The sequence below is a fragment of the Nocardiopsis sp. LDBS0036 genome (assembly GCF_041228755.1).
GTDB classification, from domain to species: domain Bacteria; phylum Actinomycetota; class Actinomycetes; order Streptosporangiales; family Streptosporangiaceae; genus Nocardiopsis; species Nocardiopsis dassonvillei.
The window spans coordinates 1,717,631-1,738,709 of sequence record NZ_CP141103.1 but is presented as its reverse complement, the minus strand read 5'-3'; the positions used below and the strand labels follow the sequence as shown (position 1 = coordinate 1,738,709).

15 protein-coding genes and 1 pseudogene are annotated in these 21,079 nt (G+C 68.0%); 8 read left to right on the top strand and 8 right to left on the bottom strand.

The window, feature by feature from the left end:
- Positions 1-55: 55 nt before the first annotated feature.
- The 4 genes from UIS43_RS07265 to UIS43_RS07250 form a co-directional block, all read right to left on the bottom strand.
- The gene (locus tag UIS43_RS07265) at positions 56-1,762 is read right to left on the bottom strand and encodes an albusnodin/ikarugamycin family macrolactam cyclase (protein WP_370012865.1); all 1,707 of its coding nucleotides are present in this window, start codon (positions 1,760-1,762) and stop codon (positions 56-58) included.
- A 49-nt stretch (positions 1,763-1,811) separates the two neighbouring features.
- Positions 1,812-1,958 carry an albusnodin family lasso peptide gene (locus tag UIS43_RS07260; protein WP_370012864.1) on the bottom strand — a complete coding sequence of 49 codons (147 nt, stop codon included), beginning with the start codon at positions 1,956-1,958 and terminating at the stop codon, positions 1,812-1,814.
- A gap of 213 nt (positions 1,959-2,171) precedes the next feature.
- Positions 2,172-3,383, bottom strand: coding sequence for a helix-turn-helix domain-containing protein (locus tag UIS43_RS07255; RefSeq protein ID WP_370012862.1), 1,212 nt, complete (start codon positions 3,381-3,383; stop codon positions 2,172-2,174).
- A 14-nt stretch (positions 3,384-3,397) separates the two neighbouring features.
- Positions 3,398-3,904: a flavoprotein gene (locus tag UIS43_RS07250; protein ID WP_370012860.1), complete on the bottom strand. Its 507-nt coding sequence runs from the start codon at positions 3,902-3,904 to the stop codon at positions 3,398-3,400.
- A gap of 650 nt (positions 3,905-4,554) precedes the next feature.
- Between UIS43_RS07250 and UIS43_RS07245 the strand changes: the two genes are divergently transcribed.
- The 5 genes and pseudogenes from UIS43_RS07245 to UIS43_RS07225 all read left to right on the top strand — a co-directional run.
- Complete coding sequence (locus UIS43_RS07245; protein WP_370012859.1) at positions 4,555-6,420, top strand: ATP-dependent endonuclease; 1,866 nt, start codon at positions 4,555-4,557, stop codon at positions 6,418-6,420.
- The gene (locus tag UIS43_RS07240) at positions 6,410-8,200 is read left to right on the top strand and encodes a UvrD-helicase domain-containing protein (RefSeq protein ID WP_370012857.1); all 1,791 of its coding nucleotides are present in this window, start codon (positions 6,410-6,412) and stop codon (positions 8,198-8,200) included. Before UIS43_RS07245 ends, UIS43_RS07240 begins: the two co-directional genes overlap by 11 nt.
- A 104-nt stretch (positions 8,201-8,304) precedes the next feature.
- Positions 8,305-8,526, top strand: a complete 222-nt coding sequence (locus tag UIS43_RS07235) for a hypothetical protein (RefSeq protein ID WP_370012855.1) — start codon at positions 8,305-8,307, stop codon at positions 8,524-8,526.
- Positions 8,527-8,790: 264 nt separating this feature from the next.
- The gene (locus UIS43_RS07230) at positions 8,791-9,468 is read left to right on the top strand and encodes a Scr1 family TA system antitoxin-like transcriptional regulator (RefSeq protein ID WP_370012854.1); all 678 of its coding nucleotides are present in this window, start codon (positions 8,791-8,793) and stop codon (positions 9,466-9,468) included.
- Positions 9,469-9,474: 6 nt separating this feature from the next.
- Positions 9,475-9,904 (top strand): annotated as a pseudogene (locus UIS43_RS07225) (NUDIX domain-containing protein); the annotation flags it as partial.
- An 88-nt stretch (positions 9,905-9,992) separates the two neighbouring features.
- Here UIS43_RS07225 and UIS43_RS07220 read toward each other — a convergent pair.
- The 4 genes from UIS43_RS07220 to UIS43_RS07205 all read right to left on the bottom strand — a co-directional run bounded on the left by UIS43_RS07220 (position 9,993) and on the right by UIS43_RS07205 (position 14,689).
- Positions 9,993-10,562 (bottom strand): hypothetical protein, encoded by a 570-nt coding sequence (locus tag UIS43_RS07220; protein WP_370012852.1) that lies wholly within the window; start codon positions 10,560-10,562, stop codon positions 9,993-9,995.
- Positions 10,563-11,062: 500 nt separating this feature from the next.
- Positions 11,063-11,635 carry a hypothetical protein gene (locus UIS43_RS07215; RefSeq protein WP_370012851.1) on the bottom strand — a complete coding sequence of 191 codons (573 nt, stop codon included), beginning with the start codon at positions 11,633-11,635 and terminating at the stop codon, positions 11,063-11,065.
- Positions 11,636-11,679: 44 nt separating this feature from the next.
- Positions 11,680-14,292 carry a hypothetical protein gene (locus tag UIS43_RS07210; RefSeq protein ID WP_370012850.1) on the bottom strand — a complete coding sequence of 871 codons (2,613 nt, stop codon included), beginning with the start codon at positions 14,290-14,292 and terminating at the stop codon, positions 11,680-11,682.
- Between the two features lie 64 nt (positions 14,293-14,356).
- Entirely contained in the window at positions 14,357-14,689 is a 333-nt protein-coding gene (locus UIS43_RS07205) for a hypothetical protein (protein WP_370012849.1), read from the bottom strand.
- A gap of 691 nt (positions 14,690-15,380) precedes the next feature.
- Between UIS43_RS07205 and UIS43_RS07200 the strand changes: the two genes are divergently transcribed.
- The 3 genes from UIS43_RS07200 to UIS43_RS07190 all read left to right on the top strand — a co-directional run bounded on the left by UIS43_RS07200 (position 15,381) and on the right by UIS43_RS07190 (position 21,034).
- Positions 15,381-16,049 carry a hypothetical protein gene (locus UIS43_RS07200; RefSeq protein ID WP_370012847.1) on the top strand — a complete coding sequence of 223 codons (669 nt, stop codon included), beginning with the start codon at positions 15,381-15,383 and terminating at the stop codon, positions 16,047-16,049.
- Positions 16,050-16,578: 529 nt separating this feature from the next.
- Positions 16,579-19,572 (top strand): AAA domain-containing protein, encoded by a 2,994-nt coding sequence (locus UIS43_RS07195; protein ID WP_370012846.1) that lies wholly within the window; start codon positions 16,579-16,581, stop codon positions 19,570-19,572.
- Positions 19,454-21,034: an AAA domain-containing protein gene (locus tag UIS43_RS07190; RefSeq protein ID WP_370012844.1), complete on the top strand. Its 1,581-nt coding sequence runs from the start codon at positions 19,454-19,456 to the stop codon at positions 21,032-21,034. The genes UIS43_RS07195 and UIS43_RS07190 overlap by 119 nt, the downstream gene beginning before the upstream one ends.
- Positions 21,035-21,079: the final 45 nt, after the last annotated feature.

The window sequence follows — 21,079 nt, the reverse complement described above, 5'->3', positions numbered from 1 at the left end:
GACGGGAAACAGACCAGCCGCAGCTGTGGGGCGGGGGAGAGCGAAGAGGGAAGGGTCATCTCCCGGCCTCCTGCCGAGCCGGGACGCGAGCCCACGAGGGCGGAGTGCTCGCTTCGACCGCGCGCCCCCACACCTCAGCGGCGATCACCGGTTCCAGCAGTCCCCACGGCGTGTCTCTGCCTGACGCCGCCGCGCGCAGCTCTTCGCGCATCGTCTGCGGGTCAATGAGGCCGTGGCCCGCCAACCAGCCGTCGACAAGAACCGATATTTCCGGCAGATGCGCACGCAAACCCAGGTGATGGTCGGCGTCTGTGCCGCCCTTGGTGCGGCGTCGCGCGATTGCTGGGGGAAGGACATCCGGCATTGCTTCCGTCAGCTGCGGTTTGTAGTGCCAGGGAGATCCCCGGTCCTCGGCGCGGAAGGCCAACGCGGCCTCCACCACGGCCCGGTCCAGGAACGGGGACTCCAGACGGACACCGAAGGACACGGCGAACTGGGCGTCGGCGTGGGCGGTCCGTCCGATTCCGCGCAGCGCGTGCAGTTCCGCGTCGCCGCGTAGGAACTCTCCGGTTCCACGCCCAGGCCCCGACACGGCCATGTACCGCGCCTTCGGAGTGAGCCAGCGCGAAGAAGGGCCGGGCTCGCCCCGGGCCAGGCGTGACAGCAGGCGGACCGGGCTCCCGCGGTCGAGTTTGGCCCATCCGTGCAGGTCCCGTAGAGCGCGGAGTACACGGCCGCGTGCCGCCAGCCGGAGAACGAGCTCGGGCGACTGCATCAACAACGCGTCGCCTCCGTCACCGGTCATGTGGAGGGTGCTTCCGGCCGCGCGGATCCGCTCGTAGGCGAGCACATGCCGGGCACTGGTGATGGTGGCCGGAGCCGGTTCGTCGGTCGGCGGGACCCGGTCCAAGCCGCTGTAGGGAAGTTCCTTGTCGGTTAGAGGCAGCAGCATGTGGTCCACGTTCGGGCGCTCTCGCACGGCCTGGCGTGCGTGGTCCAGGTCGCCGCCACGGTCCCTGGAAGCGGGATGGACCGTCCAGGCGGTGAGGGCGCGCGCTCCCGAGGCCTGGTTCGAGGCGAGAAGGCACAGCGTGGTCGAGTCCAGGCCCCCGCTCAGGTCGCAGGAAAGGTGTTCCGCCTGAGCGAGCCGTGTCATGACAGCTCCCTCCAGTGCCTTCCTGAACAGCCGCACGGCCTCTACCCGTGGTGCGCTTCTGGGCGCTGAGCACCACCGGTCGACTGTGGCCCGTCCTTCTCTGTGCGCGTCCATGCGGTGCCCCGGGGGAACGGTGCGCACCCGCAGGAAGGAGCTCCTTTCCGTTCCGTGCCGTCCGGCTGGATCTGCCAGCAGGTCCGACACCCAGGCAAGGTCCACCCCGCCGCCGGTGACACCCGACAGGGCGTGGCTGGAGGATGCCCATACCACCGAGTCCTCCACCTCGCAGAAGTGGATCGGAAGTGCGTGCGCGGGATCGGTGAACACGGCCGCCCCTTCGGGATGGCCGACGACGACCGCGTAGGTTCCCGGCCAAGAGGGAGGGCCGAAGCGCCAGCTCCCCGACAGCCACGTCCGCAGACCGTCGGCGGACACCGTGTGGGTGCCGAGCACGATCCCCTTCAGCGGACCGGCCTCGGCAACGGTCCCACTGCCCCGGCCCACCGTCCACAACTCCCCGCAGGGAAGCGCTGTGGACCACGTGGGGGAGGCCGGTCGCACGGTGGGAGAACCGGTGGCCGCGACCACCCCGCCGAACCACTGCATGTCTCTCCTGTTCTTCGGGGCGGAACACGGCCACCGATCCCGCATCGGCCTACTGGTACTTGTAGCGCTTGTCCTCGCTGCCGCTCCTGCTGCTGGTCCCCTCGGTCAGCTCCACGGCGTCACCGATCTCGACCACGACGGCGGAATCGGTGTTCTCCATCCGCTGGGAATCCGTGGACAGTGACTCATCCGGCATGTGTGTGCTCCCTCTGTGCAGACGTTCTTCCATGTCGACGGGACTGCTGCTGCCGCGGGGAAAGGCTTTCAGGGGCGTCCAGGTGCGGCGGACACGCCGTCCGCGACCCAGTCGGGCAGTCGTGTGTCGACATGGAATGACCGTAGGGTGCGATTGCCTTACGACCCCGCAACCGTCGGAAGGTAAAAGATCCGCAGGAAACTGCGAACCTTCTCAGGCAACACCGGCCCGCCGGGCGAGAGAGCGCAGCTCGGGGGTGGAACGCCGGTGTTCCCTACGTAGTAGCTCGGTCAGGACGTCGGCGGTCCCCGGGTGGTAACGGAGCAGTTGGGGAGCGAGCCGCTCGGCGTCCAGCAGGGTGTGGACCGCCGCCGCGTCCTGACGGCGCCGGGTGTAGGCGCGTGCCAGATCCAGGCACACCTGGGTGCGGCGGCCGATCAGTCCTGGAGGAAGGGAACTGACGTCCAGGTCTTCTCCTGTCTCCACAGCGGTACGCACGTCGCCGAGCATGACGGAGGTGCTGATGGCGTGAATGGCGACATTGGTATGGCCGAAGGCCGTCCCGTGCAGGTTGTGTTCCCCGCCGAGACGCTCAGCCGCACGGTGGGCCTGGTGGAGGAGGCCCGGTACCGCCGAGCGGTCGAACTCCGCGGCTGCGGCTGTCGCCGCGGCCAGGTGCAGTCCGCCGTAGACGCTGAGTTCCTCAGGGGTGCCGGGGCGCATACGACGTTCGAGTGTGTGCGCTGCCCCCATCGCCAGTTCGAGCGCTTCGGCGGGGTGTTTGCGTGAGACGAGCACATACGCCAGCCTGTGGGCGCCCACAGCCGATAGGAGCGGCTGATCGGCCCATTCAGCGGCGGACATGGCGCGGTCGGCGGCCTGCCAGGCCAGGTCCTTCTTGCCGACCTTGCGCAGAAGCGCGGCCGTGGTGTTGTAGACCATGGCGCGAGCCGAGCACACCGCCGGCCGGTCCGCGCCGGGACTGTGCACCGCGGCCTCGGCTGCCCGGATCAGAAGGGGGAGGAGGCGGCCTACCTCGTCGTAACGAGCTGCCTGGTAGGCGGCGTAGGCATGGTGTGCTCGCGTGCTCAGCCTGACCGGGTCCGTGCCCAGTTCGGTAGTGGTGTCGGCGGTGGCGCTCTCCATGGTGGGATAGCGCATCATGGCCCGTTCGATGGCGCGGGCGGCATCGTATTCCATGTCGGGGGTTGCCTCGGATTCGGTGCCGGTGAGTTCGGCCATGTCCAACCGGAGCACACGGGCCAGACGGGTCAGCACCTCATGGGAGTCCGCTGTGAGCTTGTCGCGTTCGACTTGGGAGAGCCAGGACTCGGAACGCCCGACCAGTCCGGCGAGCACGCTCTGGGAGTAGCCGCGGCGTCGGCGAGCGCGTTTGATCGTTTGGCCTCGGGTGGCGGGGCCCACGTTGGCCCTTCCGGTCAGAGGGAGTTCACGGTGTCGATGACCTGTCGCCACGTGGGCATGCGGTGTTCGTAGGGGGCGTCGGGATCGTGCAGAACGGTGACCGCCTCCATCCCGCGCAGGGTGTCCAGGGAGCGGGTGAACGCCGGATGGGAGGCGAGCTGGGGTTTGCAGTGGGGCACCACCACGGTGGGCACCCGGTACCCGGCCATCTCGCACAGCAGGGCGATGGCGAAGTTGTCGGCGAGGCCCTGGGCGAACTTGTTCACCGAGTTGAAGGTGAGCGGGCACGCCAGCACCACGTCGGCGGGTGGTAGGGCCTTGCCCGTGCCGGGCCTGCGGAACACGGACCGGACCGGTTCCTCCGTCAGCTCCTCCAACCGCGTCTGGTCGTGGAAGCTCAGGCCGGTGGGGGTGGACAGCACTGCCACATGCCAGTCCTGGCCCTGGAGAGCTTTGACGAGTTCGAGGATTCCCTCGGGTGCGGAGGCGCCGGACAGCACCAGGTACAGAGTTCTCGGCATGGTGCAGAGTCTAGGCAGGGGGAGTGTGGGCCACGCTCGGGGCTGGATTCTCCGTGGGGAATCGCGTGCTACCAGGCGGCGCTACGCTGGCCGCGTCGGCCGCATCGCTCTGGTGCATCTGCTGGCCGCCTACACCCTCGCGAGTAGCGCCGGGGCCCTGGCTCACTATCTGGCCACCGCTCTGTTGTAGCGACCCGCCCCGACTCGTTCACACTGCGACGGCCATGCCGGACCCGACACTGGGCCCGGCGCGGCCTCTCGTTATCCCGCCCCATGCCTGGATTGCGGAGTCGTTGCTCGCGAGTACCGCCAAGGGGCCGGGGAGTCCATGGGAAGGGGCGTCCATGAACACCTCGCCCAGCGTGGTGACTCCTTTTCTGTCCGGCGCCGCGCAGGGCTGACCTTCCGGCTCTTACATCGACGCTCTTGCCGCAGGTCCTGTGTCACACACGTCTCCACTCCATGACCTGTTCATCCGAAGTACCTGGTGCTGCCGTCGGTCGGCTTGACCGAGAGGTACAGGAAGGCATGCCGTCCGGCGTGGATCCACAGAAAAAGTCCTGTCGTTTGGGAAACCGCCACCTTGTTGTGTTCGTCATAGGTACAGTAGTAGCCTGTTAACGAAGTTCACATAGAGACGAGGTTATCCTGTGTACCTGTGTCAACTGAAACTGAAGGGCTTCCGGTCGCTCGCCGACGAGACCATCGCCCTCCGCCCCGGCGTGACGGTGCTGGTGGGGGAGAACAACGCGGGCAAGTCCAACGTCATGGACGCCATCCGCCACCTGACCGCGCCCCTGGACGGTAAGCGCGATATCCACCTCCGGGCGGACGACCTCCACCGGGACGGTTGTCCCGACGGCCGCCACCGTGACTCGTGCCGAACCGACATCGAACTGTCCGCGCGGTACACCTCGCAGGAGCCCCATGATCTGGCCCTGTACGGTTCCGCTCTCGCCGATGACGGACAGAGCGTCGTCTACCACCTGGTCTACACCCCGCCCGCTTCGGGAGCACTGCGCGGCAAAGTGACCTGGCGGGCGGGCGACGCCGTAACCACCGACCGCGACCCCGAACCCGCGGCCCGCGAGCGCATCCGCCACCTGTACCTGCCGCCGCTGCGGGACGCCCAGCGGGAACTGGCGTCCGCCTCCAGCCGCTACCTGCACGGCTTCATCGGCGGGTTCCTGCTCGACCGGAAAGAGGTCGATGCGTTCTTGGGCGATGTGGGCGAACGATTTTCCCAGATCGCCGAACTCGCACCGCTGACGCAGGCCGCGGACTCCGTCCGCGAGCGCCTGGTCGAACTCACCCAGGGAGCCCACACGCAGACCACGGGCTTCGGGTACTCCCGGCCCACCCTCCCCACGGTGGCGCGCTCGCTGCGATTGCGCCTCGAAGAGGAGGGAATGGGTCTCCAGGAGATCTCCGAGAGCGGTCACGGGTACGCGAACCTGCTGTTCATGGCCACGCTCTTCGCCCAGTTGCGCAACGCGGCCGAGGCCGACCTGACCCTGCTCCTGGTGGAGGAGCCCGAGGCCCACCTGCACCCCCAACTCCAGAGCATCCTCATGGACCACCTCCAGGAGGAGGCGGAGCGAAGCCAGCAGGCCGACACCAGTGGCCAGGAGTGGTTGGGGCGCATCCAGGTGGTGGTGACCACCCACGCACCCCACATCGCCACTGCGGTGCCGCCCGAGGACCTCGTCGTCCTCCAGCGGCGCACCACCCCGCTGCCCCCCTCCACGGGGGAGACGACGGGCACCCCTGTTCAGGAGAAGAAGCACCACACCACGAGTGTCGCGGTGCGGAACCTGAACATGGACGCTCGCGAACTCGGCAAGGTGCGGCAGTACCTGAACGCCACGCGCAGCACCATGCTCTTCTCTCCCAGGGTGCTGTTGGTGGAGGGCATCGCCGAGGGCATCCTGGTACCCGAGTTCGGGAAGCTGGTTCTCGACCCGGTCGCGCAGCGGCGCCTGCGCGGTACAGCCGTGGTCCCCATCGACGGGGTCGACTTCGGGCCCTACCTCAAGGTGCTGCTCAAGCGCGACGGGGTCGGCGGCCAGCGGATCGGACAGCGTGTCGCCGTCATCACCGACGGGGACTTTCACGCGACGAGCGATGGGCGGGTCCCCGACCGCCGAAAGAACCTGATGGAACTCCTCGAAGAACTCGGGGCCGATGCAGACGTCGCACAGGTCTTCGCCAACGAGACCACCCTGGAACCCGAGCTGATGCGGGCGGCCGGAGGAAACGCTGAGATCCTCAGGAAGGCCTGGGCCTGTCAGCGTCCCAGGGCGGGGGAGAAGGACTGGCGCGAACTCACGGATCTGCCGGACGGACAGCGGGACAAGAGGCTCGCCAAGATGTTCGGTGAGTACAAGGTGCGCAAGGGGGACTTCGCCCAGGACGTGCTGGCGGTATCGGCGAAGGAGGACGTTCCCGTCGTCGTTCCCGAGTACTTCGAGCGTGCGCTGAAGTGGATCACCGAGGGGGTCACCGGTGGTCGCTGAGTACTCTCTCCCCACCACGGAGGACAACGCCCTGGCCGATCAGGCGCACACGGCGCAGCGCGGCATCGTGGAGCGCGACCTTGCTCCGGGAGAGGCCGTATGGGTCCAGGCCTGCCCAGGGGCCGGCAAGACACGCGTCATCGTCGAACGCCACCTGGACCGCCCCCTGCCGGTGAGGCGGGGCCGTGCCATCGTCTCCTTCACCCGGGCCGCCGGCCGTGAACTGCGGGCCCGGAGCCGAGACCGGGGCAGGCCCGAACTCAGCGGATACCCGCACTTCATCGGAACACTGGACGGTTTCATCTGGCGCTACCTGGTCCGGCCCTACCTGGGCGCCTCGGCGGTGGGCCAGGACGGTTGGAGTCGACTGGACAGCTGGGAGGACCACCCGGAGGCCCGTGTCGGGGGACACGTGAGCCTGGACGACTTCAGGTACACGCCTTCTCCCGGGGGAGTGCCCCAGGCGCGGATGAAGTACCCGAGGAGTGAGGAGTACACGGGTGAGCAGGTGCGGCAGCTCGAACAGTGGGCGGCCCAGCAGAAGGCGCAGCTCATCAGGCGCGGCTACCTGACCGGCGACGAACTGCGGGAGCGGGCGCTGCGCAATCTGGACGATCCCCGTACGGCTGCCGTGATGGAGCGGATGCTCTGCGGCCGTTTCCACGAGCTAATCGTCGACGAGGCGCAGGACTGCTCGGTCCAGGACGACGCGGTACTCCGCAGGGTGAACGAGCTGGGACTTGCGCTCATGCTCGTGGGTGACACCGGCCAGAGCATCTACGGGTTCCGTGACCGCGAGCAGGGCGCCGTACCGGCACCAAGGCTGGTGGATGACCTTCCCCGTTTGGAACTCCGCCACAACTGGCGCAGCAGCCAGGTGATCTGTGATCTCACCGCCACCCTGCGCCAGGGGAGCGGAACCGACACCGCAGTGGGTCCGCACCGGGAGGACGACACCCCGATCCTGCTCGTGCCACGGGATGACGGTGACCACGGGCCGCGTGCGGTGTTCCGGAGGGAAGCGAACCGGCGTGACATTTCCGAGGATGAGCGCCTGGTCCTCGCCCGGCAGTGGGGCACGCTGCCCAAGGACCTCATCGGTACCCCGTACGCTCCCCTGGAGCCGTTGAACCGTCTCCTCTGGGCGGTCGGGGTGCTTCGGGCATCGGCCTCGCCGCGCAGGCGCCGGGAGAAGGCGTCACGGATTCTGCGTGAACACATTCTCGACCTGTGGTGCCCGGAGGGCGGCCTCCCCGAGGAACAGCGGATCAGCCGGTCCGGACTGCCCAAGGTGGGGGTGGACCGAGCGGAGGCCCTGGTCCTCGCCCACCTGCCCGAGCTCGATACGCCCCTGGCCTCATGGGTCTCGGAGGCAGTGAAGGTGTTCAGCACCTACGGGCCGACCGCGATGGGAGACCACCCCCCAGGGGCCCTCCACTGGGAGGCCGCGGATGCGGTATCCGCCGTCGGCACCGCAGCGGAGGTGGCCGGGGCCGCCACCCCAGGCGTGGACGGGGTGGGCACGGTCGGCAGCGTCCACCAGGCGAAGGGCGGCGAGGCCGACGCGGTCCTCATGCTCCTCACCCCGAGACGGGGGCACCGGCCCGGGGTAATCGATCACTGGATCAACGGCCGGGAGGATGAAGCGGTGCGCATCCTGTATGTGGCAGTCTCCCGGGCGCGCAGACTGTTGACCCTCGGAGTCCCTACAGGCGATCTCAGCCGTGTCGCCCGCCACCTCGAACGCAATGATGTCGCTTGCCGGATTCTGGAATGCTGAGCCCCCGGTGGTGACGAAGACGATGCGGTTCCTGTCATCGCGTCCGTCGCCCCCTTCCTCTGGTACTGGACCGGAGGCACGCCCCCGATTGATGGGAGCCATCGATGACCGGGGTGCTGATCCGTGCGCGCTGGCTGCTCCTATTCGGCGACCAGGCCGAGGTGACGATCCCGGAACGTGACCACACGGAACCGGTGCGCGTCCCCGCCACCGAGACCGCCGACGCGGTGTGGCCGCGGCCGCGTGAGCTGCCCGGCCGAGAGAGCGAGGTGGTGTTCCCCGGAACTCCGGTGGATCCCGTGTTGCCGGGATGGCGCCTGGTCTGACCCGGTGCTGTGCCCGGTGGGGCGTGTGGCGGGTGCCGAAGGCCAGAGGGAATCCCCTCAGGCGGGCCCCGCCCCGGCCAACTCACCCCAACACGGGGACGGTTCAGCCAGCGGGCGGTGGCGGGGCATCCTGGGACAGGTCCGCGGAGTCCGAATCCCGCTGGGGCGGCCGCAGGACCCTTACGGTTCCGGACCGCTTGGCTTCTGCCAGACCCTGGGGGCGTAGGCCCCGTGCGTGCTCAGGGTTCGGGAACGTGATGGTGGTTGTGTGGGCGTGACGACGCGGTCCAAGGGCTCGTCTCCCGCCTGGGGTCGCTGGCGACCCACTACACGAGTGGGTGCCGCAGGCTGTCCGCGGGCAGCCAGGCGCGACAGCAGAACGCCGTCGACCTGGAAGGCCGCACGCGTAAGCTGCACGTCTTCGAGTCGGTGTGCCTGCCCGGGTTCCTACAGACACCCGATTACGCCCGCGCCATGATCGCGGGGGTGGTGAGGCTCCACGGAACCTCGGCGGATGTGGGGGAGGGTGTGCGCAAGAAGATGGAGCGACGCGCCATCCTGGAAGAACACGGCAAGCAGTTGCGGATTCTGCTGTGCGAACCGGCCCTGCGCACCCGGCAGGCTCCTCCAAGGGTGCAGGCCGGACAACTCGATCATCTGGCAGAATGCATTCGCGGCGGCCGTGGCGGTATCGGAATCGTCCCTCTGCCAGTACGACGGATGGCATCACCGATGCACGGACTCTGGGTCTATGACGACGACCAGGTAATCGTCGAGACCGTGGTCACGGAGGTGTTCCTGACCGATGATGACGCCGTCGAACCCTGTCGGCGCGTGTTCTCGGCGCTGTCCCGTCCTGCTGTGAGGGGCCATACGGCTCTCGAACTGGTGGAACGGGCCCGCCGTGCGCTCACCGGGCGCGGGGGCTCCGATGCGCGATGAGGTGTGATGGCTCGTGCCGAGTACTACGACGATCCGTCAGTTCCCGTCCCCAGCAGCCTGGTGGTCGCGGCCAGTACGGCCGTCGTTGACGAGGACGGTTGTTGTTGCAGCGTCGGGTGGACAACGGGTTGTGGGCGATGCCGGTCGGGGCGGTGGAGATGAGCGAGAGCCTGCCCGAGGCGGCCGTGCGCGAGGTGTGTGAGGAACCGGCTACGAGGTCGAGGTGACGCGGTTGGTGGGCACCTACACCGATGCCCGGCGCGTCATCGTCTACGGCGACGGGGAGGTGCGCCGCCAGTTCAATGTGTGCTTCCGTGCCCGTGTCCTCGGAGGAGAGCTCTCGGTCAGCGATGAGTCGCACGAGGTGGGCTGGTTCGGCCCCGAGGAGGTGACTGGGCTTCGGACGCACCACACCCAGCTGCTGCGCGTGGAGCACGTGGCCACGTTGGCGGACCGAATCGGAACGCTCGGACGACTCGGCGGCGTATTGCGCCTGCCGTGCGCCAAGGCGCTGGTTCCAGAGCTCATTCCCCCGAGCCGCAGGAAACGTATCCCCCGATGCTCGCGACGTACTCCTCCTCGGTGTCGAAGTCCCCCCAGTAGGTGTCAACGTAGGTGTCCGAGAACTCGTATCCCTTCACTCCGCCGCACCAGTCCACCGTGTTGGCTTCCAGGACATGCAGCATCGCCTCGCGGACCTCGCTCTCCCCCGGCCCGGGACTTCCGGTGTACCACTCCTCCTGGTCAGCCACCACGCGATAGCCCTCACCGGTTTCCACAAGGACGCCGGCGTCCAGAAGCACCGCCATGCCATCGAAGGGTTCGAGGTTGTTGGCCTCCTCGACCTCCCTGCGCTCCTCGTAATAGTCTCCGATGTTCTCCATGACGGAACCGTCCTCGTCCCTGGCGAACATCTCCTGGATGACGTGGGCGTCAACGGCGTTCTTCACCCAGAGTTCTGTCACCCGCTCACCCGACACCTCGGAAGCGGGGGAGTCGCCTCCGCTCGATGAACCTTCGGGAGAAGTGCATGCGGAGACGAGCACGAGAACACCAGCGGAGACGGCAGCCAGCGTCAGCGGAGCCTTCTTCACGGAAGATCAACCCTCCTTTCGAAACCAGAAGCAGGAAACGCCTGTCATGAGCTCGGCGCGTTCGCCGGGACTCCTTCGTGCAGGCCTGCGATGTTGTCCTTGGTGTAGCGCATCTGGTTCTGGATGGGGTCGTAGTAGTCACTGAAGTATTCGGTGAAGCCTGACGAGAAAACGGTTCCGGAGTGAGTCTCCCCGGGAGTCCAGGAACCGGTTCAGTGCTTCCTGGACCCCAGATGAGCTCGGGGCGTCCTCGCCGGTCGTGCGTTGCGGAGGCTTGGGAACTCCCGTCATCGCAGGTCAGCGGGTGCCTCTCTGAGTCTGCGGCGGGCTGGTTCAGTCACCGCACAGTAGATTCACGTTCAGAGGCTGCCGAGGGCTGGTTGCCGTTGCCCCTCTTCCTCGGGTGGATCCGCGCCTTACGGAAAAGGTCGCGGCCTCTCTCGGCGTACCTTGTGCTGAGCCGGCGGGGGTGTCGTGTGCCGGGGCGCCGGCCCCGGGGCTCATTCCCCCGAACCGCAGGAGACGTAGCCCTCGATGCTCGCGACGTACTCCTCCTCGGTGTCGAAATCCCCCCAGTAGGTGTCAACGTAGGTGTCCGAGAACTCGTACCCCTTCATTCCGCCGCACCAGTCCACCGTGCTCACTTCAAGCACATGCCTCATCGCCTGGAGGACCTCGGTTTCCCCTGGTTTGGAAGCGCCTCCGGTATCCCACTCATCCCAGTCGGTCACCACGCGATAGCCCTCCTCGGTTTCCACGAGGACACCGGAGTCCAGGAGCACCGTCACGCCATCGAACGGTTCGAGGCCTTCGGCTTCCTCGGCCTCCCCGCGCTCCTCGTAGTAATCCTCGATGTTCTCCATGACGGATCCGTCGGTATCCCTGGCAAACATCTCCTGGATGACATGGGCGTCCACGGTTCCTGACACCCAGAGTTCTGTCACCCGCTCATCTGGTGCCTCAGGGGGAGAGGAGGTGCCTCCGCTCGATGAACCTTCGGGAGAAGTGCATGCACAGGCAAGTGCAGCAACAGAGGCGGAGACGGCGACCAGCGCCAGCGGAGCCTTCTTCACGGACGATCAACCATCCTTTCGGGATCAGAAGCAGGAAACGACTTTTATGAGCTGGGCGCATCCGCTGGGACTCCTTCGTAGAGGCCTTCGATGTTGTCCTTGCTGTAGCGCATCTGATCCTGGATGGGGTCGTAGAAACGCCCGAAGTAAGTGGTGAAGTTCGACGAGAAATCGGTCCCGGAGTAAGTCGCCCCCCGAGTCCAGTCCACCTCGCTGGACTCCAGGAAGCTGTTCAGTGCCTGCTGGACCTCAGATGAGCTCGGGGCGTCCTCTCCCGGCTCATTTTCGAAGTCGATGCGGTACTCCCCACCGCGCTCGTCGAGCAGCCCCGCGCGCTCCAGAACCTCCTGCGGAGTGACACCACCCGCGTCCCCGATTCTGATGTCCGCATCGATGATGGGGAGTTCGCCGCCGCCGCGTTCGATGACCTCGGAGAGGACCCTCACACTCGTGTAGTACTCGACGTCGATTGCCGTGGTCCTGCTGTCCTCGTGGGACATGACGCTCACGTAGTCGTTGAATGCCTCGTTGATCAGCTCGGGAGCGATGAACTGCCCCCCGCTCTGGAGGACCACACCGACCCCCGGGACCAGGCCCAGGGCGTTGTTGCCGGAGTTGGCCACACCCTCGACGAGCTTCTTCCGCATCGCCTCCTCCTGTTCGAGGTCGAGGTTGCGGTTCACCGCTTCGTTGTGCAGTGCCGCGTCCACGAGGGACTGGAGAACGCCGGCGTTGGCTCCCGTCTCCACCTCCTTGCCGCTCTCCAGATAGAGCTCGGTCTGGGCGGCTGAGTAGACCGCTGCCGCGGTATGGGCCCGAACGGCCGAGTCCTCGTTGCCCATGACGTACTCGAGGAAGACGAGGCGCTCGGAGGGCGACATGGCAAGCGTCCTGGAACCGTCGTCCCACCGCTCCTCCTCCCCCCTCTCCCATCCGAAGTCCACGTGGCCGCCGTCGATGCCCTCCTCTTCGGCGAAGCTCTCGATGTACAGCTCGAAGAGGTGGGCGAAGCCGTCGGCGACCTCTCCGTTGACCGCGGTGAAGGGCGCGTTGGGCACCTCCGTCCCGTCGGAGAGCTCCACCCTGATGCCTGTGTCGGAGAGGGTGTCGTGCATCTCCTTGGAGGTGATCGTCTCCATGAGGCCGTCCATCGCACCGGCGGCCATGCGGCGCTCGTCCTCGTCATCGCTCCACGACATGTCCTCGATCCACTCGGTGAGACCGCGTGCGGCCTCCCCGTCGTCTCCCCACTCGTGGGTGTAGAGCTGACCGATGATGCGGTCCGTGACGTTGTCCGCGGTCTCCCCGGTCCAGGGGAGGTCTCCCTCGACCCCTTCCGGGTACTCCCCAGTGAGAACCGCGTAGTTGGCGTCCTCGTTGCGCGTCGCGACGTCGAGGAGGCCGGACATGGAGCTGTCGTCGCCTCCCAGGGCGTCGATCCGTACGAGCGACGACGAGACGGTGTCCATCATGCGGGTCGAGAACTCGGCACCGCCCTCGAAGTCCTCGTGGGAGTTCGAGAGGAGGTCGTCGAGGTAACCCGCCCGCTCCATCCAGTCCGAGTGGGTCTGGGTGTACTGGCCGGCGGCTCTGACAGCGCTGAAGTCGGGGCCGTCGACCACGGACCTGACGGATGCGGGAAGCTCGTCGTATCCACCGCCGACCCTCTCGTCGGACAGGGCGAGCAGACCGTCTCCGAGGACGCCGAGGGCGTGTTCGCGTTCCTCGTCGCTCAGGTGGCTGCCTTCCATCTCGGCGGGGATGCCGATCACACCCATGCTCTCGGGGTTGGGGTCCTCCTCCAGTTCGTCGTAGAACGCCCGGAGGAAGTCCAGCTCCTCGTTGCGGTAACCCGTGCCTCCTTGTTGGGCCTGCATCGCGTTGGTGGTGATCATGCTCATCATGAGCATGAGTTCGTGGTAGCGCTCGTCGATCGGCTGGTGCCCGGACCAGTACCCCTCCAGCTCCTCGGCCCACTCCTCGGCGTTCTCCTCTGTCAGCTCCCGGTTGTCGACCAGCATCGTGTAGTGGTTGGGGTCGAGGTTGTAGAAGGCCCAGGAGTTGATCCCGGCGTCGATGAGGGCCTGGACGTTCTCCTTCGTGGGGCCCTGCCGCAGCCTGTCGCCGATCTCATCGGCGTTGTCCTCGAACGCCTGGTAGTTGACCCGTTCGCGCTCCTTGAGGTCCTCCGCCTTCGCCGCAACCTCGTCGTAGACGGAACGGCACTTGTTCTCGTCGCCGAGCCAGCCGAACCCCTCCCGCTCCGGGTAGGTCGCGGTGATGGTCTGGCCCTGGTACTTGTCCGGGATCTCGGCCCGCTTCGCCCTCAGGAACTCCCACCACTCGGACATCTGCGCCGAGCGCTCCTTCTCGAACTCCTCCACGTGCCGCGCCCACATCTGGACCATGGACGAGGCGTAGGCGATCGCCGTTCCGGCGTCCCGCCATAGCTGGAGCTCCTCGGCGGACAGGTCCCGGATGTTCCAGGCCATGAGATCGGTGAACTGGGTGGCCGTGTAGTTGAAGTCGGCGTCGAGGTCGTCCGCCCTACCCAGGAGCCTTGACTGGAGGGTGTCCAACTCCTCGGCTCGGGTCCTGATCGCCTCGGGGTTCGCGGACGTGGAACGGGCGAGGAAGGAGATGTCGAAGTATGCCATCGGGTGCTCTGCTGCCAAGAGGGTGATATGGGGGAGGGATGGGATTCAGGGCGGGGCTGGAGGGTCAGAAGTTGACCTGCAGGTCCGTGCCGAGATCCCAGGGGGTTTCGTAGTGCTCTGCGGACTCCTGGTCGTTCCGGGCGATCTCGGAGGCGCCCGCCTGGATGTTCTCGGCGAGCTGGAGGCCGTGCTCCTGTACCTCGACGATGGTCGGACCGTACTCCTCCTTGTACGCCCGCAGAGCCGACGAGACCTCGTCCCTGTGGGCGACGGCCTCCGCGTCCTCCATGACCAGGTCGAACATGTCGGCCAGCCCCGCCATGGACTCGGCCAGCGCCGCGGCCAGCTCAGCGCCCTCATAGCCCTCGATCGGGTTTCCGCCGGACCCACCTGACATACCAGAACCCCTTCACCAGGCAGAGCACAGCCCCGAAGGGGCTTTGCGTGGAGTGCATCAGCGATGCGGACGTTACGGGAAGTAAGCGTCACTATAACCATTCGTGCTCCAGCGGTGAGTCCTGCCGCAGGCCGGAGGCCTGCGCCGACAGGTGTGTCTACCCCCACGACGACCCCGACACCTTCGTCCGGGCGATCGGGATCATGGAAATGAACCGGCAAATTCGCAGGTCGGATCCGAAGGCTCGTCTGTGCGCGACCGAGGATGATGACTCTCCTCGGGCAGCTGGGTTGGCCGGAATGAGGACAGGGGGACCATGTGAAGGGCCCGTCGCCCGTGTCGCACACGAACTGGTGTCGTAGCGCGGCATGAGGGCCGAGCCATGCCGACGTCTTGCGAGTTCTGGGACTGCGGGCTGTCGATCCGACCGCTGGGTCGAAGGAGGCTGGTTGCTCCTGGCTCGTGATGGCGCAGTCGAGGGTTTCCCGCTTCTCGCCGTCAGTCTGTGAGCCCTGCTGCCCGGTCGCGGTGGTCTACCCCTGTGCACGCCCGGAGTGAACGAGTTGGGGAGTGATCACATGGCCGGAGAGAGGGCTGTTGACTTAGCTTACGCGAATATGTTTGCTTATCGTGTCGGCGTTGCCCTGGATTGTTCCAGTACAGGGAGGGGGTCGCCTCCAGGCTTACGGCGTTGGCTTGGGAACACGGGTGGCTCTACGGCTGGCGGGATGTCTCCAACGCCACGAACGAGCGCACCGCCATCCCCGCGTTCCTGCCGCGCTCCGCGGTCGGCCACACCTTTCCGCTGTTGTTCTCCGCCCAGCCGCCGCCGCTGGTGGCGGCACTGTGCGCCGTACAGAGTTCTCTCGTCTTCGACTACGTGAGCCGTCAGAAGATCACCGGCGCCCACATGGCCCTGATGACCTGGAAGCAACTTCCGGTTCCACACCCCGAGCGGTTGAAGCCCCACCTGGGTTTCCTCGTGCCCCGCGTGCTCGAACTCGTCTACACCGCCCACGACATGGAGCCCCTGGCCCGTGACCTCGGCTACGAGGGGCCGCCCCTCGCCTGGGACGAGGAGCGCCGGGCCGCCATCCGGGCCGAGCTGGACGCCTACGTGTTCCACCTCTACGGGCTGGACCGCGAGGACACCGCCTGCGTCCTGGAGACCTTCCGGACCGAGCGCGGCGGGCTCATGAACAACGAGATCGCCAGGTACGGCACCTACCGCACCAAGGACATTGTGTTGGAGGCCTTCGACCGCATGGCCTGGATCGGTGTCGACCTGGAGCGCCCCCTGGCCGACGGGTGGGGGATCGGCTCCACCCTCGTTCCGGTGCCCCGCCGAGGCAACCTCTGAAGGCTCGGGGGCCGGTCGTGCCCGCTGACGCGCCGGAGGTTACACGCGTTTCCTGTGGAGTGCCGTTCCCCGGGCGGCCCCTGGCACCGGTGGTGTATACGTCGCAAAGCCATGTAACCTGTTGACTTCGCTTTCGCTATGGTGTTGTCTATTCGTGTTTAGGGTGTGGCTGGAGACCCCCGTACGCTCTCGGCGTCCTCCCTGTCCTTTCCCCGCCCGACCGAAGTCGCGACCGTCGACCGCGGCTTCGGTCGGGCGGCATCCTCTCCGGGCCGGGAGGGCCCGTCCCATGAACGTGTCCGAGTCCTGCCTCCGACCCCATCGCCCCGTCACGATCAGGACGAAGGTCCCCGCGAACGCGGAAGAAGGATCCTTCTTCCGGCCTTTTTCGGCGAACACCATGTGCCGACGGATCCGGCGGGGTTGACTTCTCCTCGAAGCCCCTGCCCGAAGCGTTCGCGAGATGGTCGCGTGCCCCGGTCGCGCGGCTCCCACCCCCCACGACGAACAGAGAGTGCGAGAAGCAGCCTTGGCAGCACACGACCCCGTCCAGGCCGCCGACAGCGTCGAGCGCATGTACCGGTTCCTCCTCCAGTCCGAGGAACTGCGCGGATCACCCGTCCGTGACCTGGAGGGGACCCGCACGCTGTGGCTGGGCGAACTCCCCGCCGGTTCCCCCAGCGTCGTCTCGGGGCTCCTCCCTGACGGGCCCGACGACACCTGGCTCACCGCGGATCGGGTTCTGCGCAACACCCCGCCCGCCCCGCCGTCCCTCCTCGAATCCTGGATCGAGCCCGACCAGGTCCGCGACCACACCCGCGCAGACGCCCCCGTACTGCTGTCCGAGCCCCGTACCGGACACGAGGACGGGGAGGACGACGGGCACGAGCCCGTGCCTCTGACCGAGCACCCGGACCGGGACGCGATCCGCGCCGCCCACACGGCCTGGGCCGACCGTTGGCGGACCTGGGCCGACGAGGAACGCGACGTCGCGCCGGTCGCCCGGGTCTACGAGGACGTCTTCCGCGTCCAGCAGGAGTTCACCGAACTCGGTGACGCGCACGAACTCGTCCTGGCGGTCGGCTACCTCACCTGGACCTCTGAGGACAGGCCCGTCCGGCGCCATCTGGTCACCCGCCGCGTCGTCCCCGCGATGGACGAGACCGGCCGTATCGAGTTCGCCCCCGACCCCGACGCCCCCGGCTTCGTCCTGGAGGAGGACATGCTGGAGGCGTCCCAGCGCATGGGCGACAGGCCGCGCGAGCGCATCCGGGAACACCTCGCCGCCGCTGGTGAGTTCGCCGGACCCGACGGAGCCGAGCACCTGCACGCCGCGTTGCGGGAGTGGGCCGCCTCCGCCGAGGCGGGTGCCCACTACGACGAGGCCCTGGAGCGCCACACCGCCAGCGCCTACAGCGACAGTGCCCGGGTCTCCTTCGCTCCCGCGCTGGTCCTGCGCCCCAGGCCCAAGCGCAGCCAGGTCAACGCTCTGCGCGAGATCGTGCGGACCGTCGAGCGCCGCGGGGCCGACACCGGTCTGCTGCGCCTGATCACCGGCACGGCCGAGGGCCACCGAAACGCCGGAGCGGACCCCGTCCGCGAGGCGGACGGCGCTCCGGCGCAGGCCGCACCCGAACCCGAGGAGCTGTACTTCTCCCTGCCCTCCAACGCCGAGCAGCGCCGTATCGCCCAGCGCCTGCGCGGCAGCGAACTCGTCGTCGTCCAGGGGCCGCCCGGCACCGGCAAGACCCACACCATCGCCAACCTGGTCACCGACCTGCTCGCCAACGGCCAGCGCATCCTCATCACCAGTCAGACCACCCGCGCCCTGCGCGTGCTCAAGGACAAACTCCCCGAACAGATCAAGCCGCTCGCGGTCAGCCGCACCGGAGACGGACTGGAGGCCCAACGCGAGCTCGAAGGCTCCGTCCGCGCCATCCTCGAACGCCAGGCCGACCACGACCCCGCACGCGCGGACGCGGAGATCGACAAGCTCCGGGGTCGTCTGGGCAAGGCCACCGCCAAGCGCAACAAGGCACTGCGCGACCTACGTGCCATCCGTGAGCGGGAGACCTACCACCATCCCCGCGAGATCGGCGACTACCAGGGCACCCTCACCACCATCGCCCGCCGTCTCGCACGTGAGGAAGGGCGCGACTCCTGGATCGGCGAGGTCGGTTCCGACCAACCGACCGTCTCCTCCGAGCAGGCTCTCACCCTGCTCGCGGCCGCCCGCGCCTACACCCTCGACCACCGGGCCGTCGCGGCCGAAGTTCCGGAGGCCGCCGACCTGCCCGCACCCAGCCGGTACGCCGACGCCCTGGCGGCCATCGACCACTCGGAGCGGGCCGCCGCCCGCGCCGCCGACTCCTGGGGTGGAGACCTGGACGACCTCATCCAGGGACTGACCCGCGAACGGTGCGCCGACCTGCGCGCCCGCGTCGACGCCTTCACCACCCGGCGCGACACGGCCGCACGCCTCGGCCCGCGCTGGGACGACCAGCGCGCCGACGTCCTGGCCGGACGCGGACGCGAGTCCGTCCTGCAGGACCGGACAACCCGCGCCCTCCTGGAGAAGGTCGAAGGGGAACTTGGCCAGATCCGGGACGTGCGTGTCGACGGGCTGGAGGCCTTCCCGCTCCCCGAGGCCACACGCTATGCCACCGCGCTCAGGGAAGGGTTCGAGGCGGGACGGAAGCTCTCCGGGCCCTTCGGTATGCGCACCCGCCTGTTCAAGGACAACGCCGCTTTCGTCACGGGTCTGACCGTCGACGGCAGCGCCTTGGACACCGAGGCCGAGGTGCGTGCGGTCGGTCACCGCGTCGAGGCCGAACGCCTCCTTCACCAGGTGGAGGGGGTCATGGGCGTCAGCGGCGTTCCCGTGTGGCAGGACCCCGGGCTGCGCCTGGTCCGCCTGCGCGACCACCTTGACGACCTCGGCCTGCTCCTGGAGCTGTCCCGGACCCGTACCGAACTCGTCCAGGCCACCACCGACCTTCCCCGCCTGGCCGGGGTGGACTGGTCCGACACCGAGCGGGTCGACAGCATCTCCCTCATCCTGGCCGCCGTCGACGCCGGACACGACGCCGCCCCCGCCCGCCCGAGAGCTGGTGGGCGACACCCTCGCCACCCTGCGTACCTGGGCGGACAGGCCCGAACCCGAACCCGAGGCGCTGCGGTGCGCCCGCACCGCCGTCGAGACAGCCGACTCCGAGGCCTACGGCGACGCCTGCGTCGCGCTGGAGGAGGTCCGCGAGGCCGCACGTCTGCGCGACACCTACGAGGCCGCCCGCGCGGTGGTCCAGGAGGGGCACCCGCCTCTGGCCGAGCAGATCTGCCAGGACCCGCACGACACCCGCTGGGAGGACCGCCTGACCGGACTCGAAGGAGCTTGGGCGTGGTCCGTGTGGAACCGGCGGCTGGTCGACCTCACCGATCCGGCCTCCGAGGACCGGTGCCGCGACAGGCTCGGCGCGGCCGACCGCGAGGCCGCCTCCACCCTGGCCGCCCTCGCCGCGGCTAGGGCCTGGCGGGAGTGCCTGGGCCGACTCACCCACGACCAGGAGGTCGCACTCGGCTCCTACCAGCAGAGTGTCCGCCGCATCGGCAAGGGGACCGGCAAGTACGCTGCCCGACACCAGAGCCAGGCCCGGGAGAGCCTGCGCGAGTGCCAGCCCGCCATCCCCGCCTGGATCATGCCGCTGCACCAGGTGGTGGACACCGTGCCCATGGACACCCCCGACGTGTTCGACGTCGTCATCGTCGACGAGGCCAGCCAGTCCGGTCCCGACGCGCTCCTGCTCGCCTGGCTGGGCAGGAAACTGGTCGTGGTCGGTGACGACAAACAGGTCAGCCCGCGCAACGTCGGCCTGGACCAGCAGGAGGTGTTCACCCTCCAGCAGCGCCATCTGGGCGCCTTCCCCGCCTCGCGCCGCAACCTGTTCGCCCCCAACAACAGCCTGTTCGACATCGCCGCCACCCTGGCGGGTAGCCGCGGCAAACTCATGCTCCGGGAGCACTTCCGGTGCATGCCGGAGATCATCGGGTTCTCCAACGAGCAGTTCTACCAGGGCAAGCTCCAGCCCCTGCGCCAGTACGCCGCTGACCGGCTGCCGCCCCTGCGCACCGTCCACGTCCGTGACGGCATGCTGGAGGGCAGGGGGGCGAAGCAGGTCAACCGCGCCGAGGCCGAACTCCTCGTGGACCACCTCCTCCGCTGCTGCGAGGACCCTGCCTACGCCGACCGCACCATGGGGGTGGTCACCCTGGCCGGTACTGCGCAGCAGGGGCTCATCGAGGAGATGCTCAGTGAGCGGCTTCCCCTGGACACCCGCGTGGAGCGCCGCGTCCGGGTCGGTAACCCGGGCGCCTTCCAGGGGGACGAGCGCGACGTGATGTTCCTCAGCGCCGTCTACGCGCCCTTCGACACCGACGGCGAACCCCGCCGTCCGGCTCCCTTCAGTTCGGTGCCCGACCAGCAGGCTGTCAACGTCGCCGCCTCCCGTGCCCGCGACCAGGTCTGGTTCTTCCACAGCTTCGCCATGTCCGACCTGGGCTCGACCGATCTGCGCCGCCACTACCTGGACTATCTGGAGCGGCCCGCCGCCGAACAGGACGGCACCGGTATCGGTCACGTGCCCGCCAACGAGCGCGTCGACCCCTTCGACAGCGTCTTCGAGCAGCGCGTCTACCTCGCCCTCCGCGAGCGCGGGTACCGGGTGCTCCCCCAGTTCCCGGCGGGTCCGTACCGGATCGACCTGGTGGTCGAGGGAGGAACCCGCCGTCTGGCGGTGGAGTGCGACGGCGACGCCTTCCACACCGAGGAGAACGCGGCCGACGACGCCGACCGCCAGCGTGAGCTCGAACGGGTCGGCTGGACGTTCGTACGCATCCGCGGCAGCCGTTTCTTCCGTGACTCCGAGGCCGCGCTCCAGCCGCTGTGGAAACAGCTGGAGGAGATGGGGATCGCGCCCGTCGGCCTCTGACCGCACCACCCCGTGTCCACCCCGCCGACGGGACGGACACGGTTC

Bases quoted from the DNA above. Each gene is read 5' to 3' on its own strand.
- UIS43_RS07205 (WP_370012849.1), bottom strand. From the start codon at position 14,689: ATGTCAGGTGGGTCCGGCGGAAACCCGATCGAGGGCTATGAGGGCGCT.
- UIS43_RS07260 (WP_370012864.1), bottom strand. From the start codon at position 1,958: ATGCCGGATGAGTCACTGTCCACGGATTCCCAGCGGATGGAGAACACC.
- UIS43_RS07210 (WP_370012850.1), bottom strand. From the start codon at position 14,292: ATGGCATACTTCGACATCTCCTTCCTCGCCCGTTCCACGTCCGCGAAC.
- UIS43_RS07265 (WP_370012865.1), bottom strand. From the start codon at position 1,762: ATGCAGTGGTTCGGCGGGGTGGTCGCGGCCACCGGTTCTCCCACCGTG.
- UIS43_RS07235 (WP_370012855.1), top strand. From the start codon at position 8,305: ATGACCGGGGTGCTGATCCGTGCGCGCTGGCTGCTCCTATTCGGCGAC.
- UIS43_RS07250 (WP_370012860.1), bottom strand. From the start codon at position 3,904: ATGCCGAGAACTCTGTACCTGGTGCTGTCCGGCGCCTCCGCACCCGAG.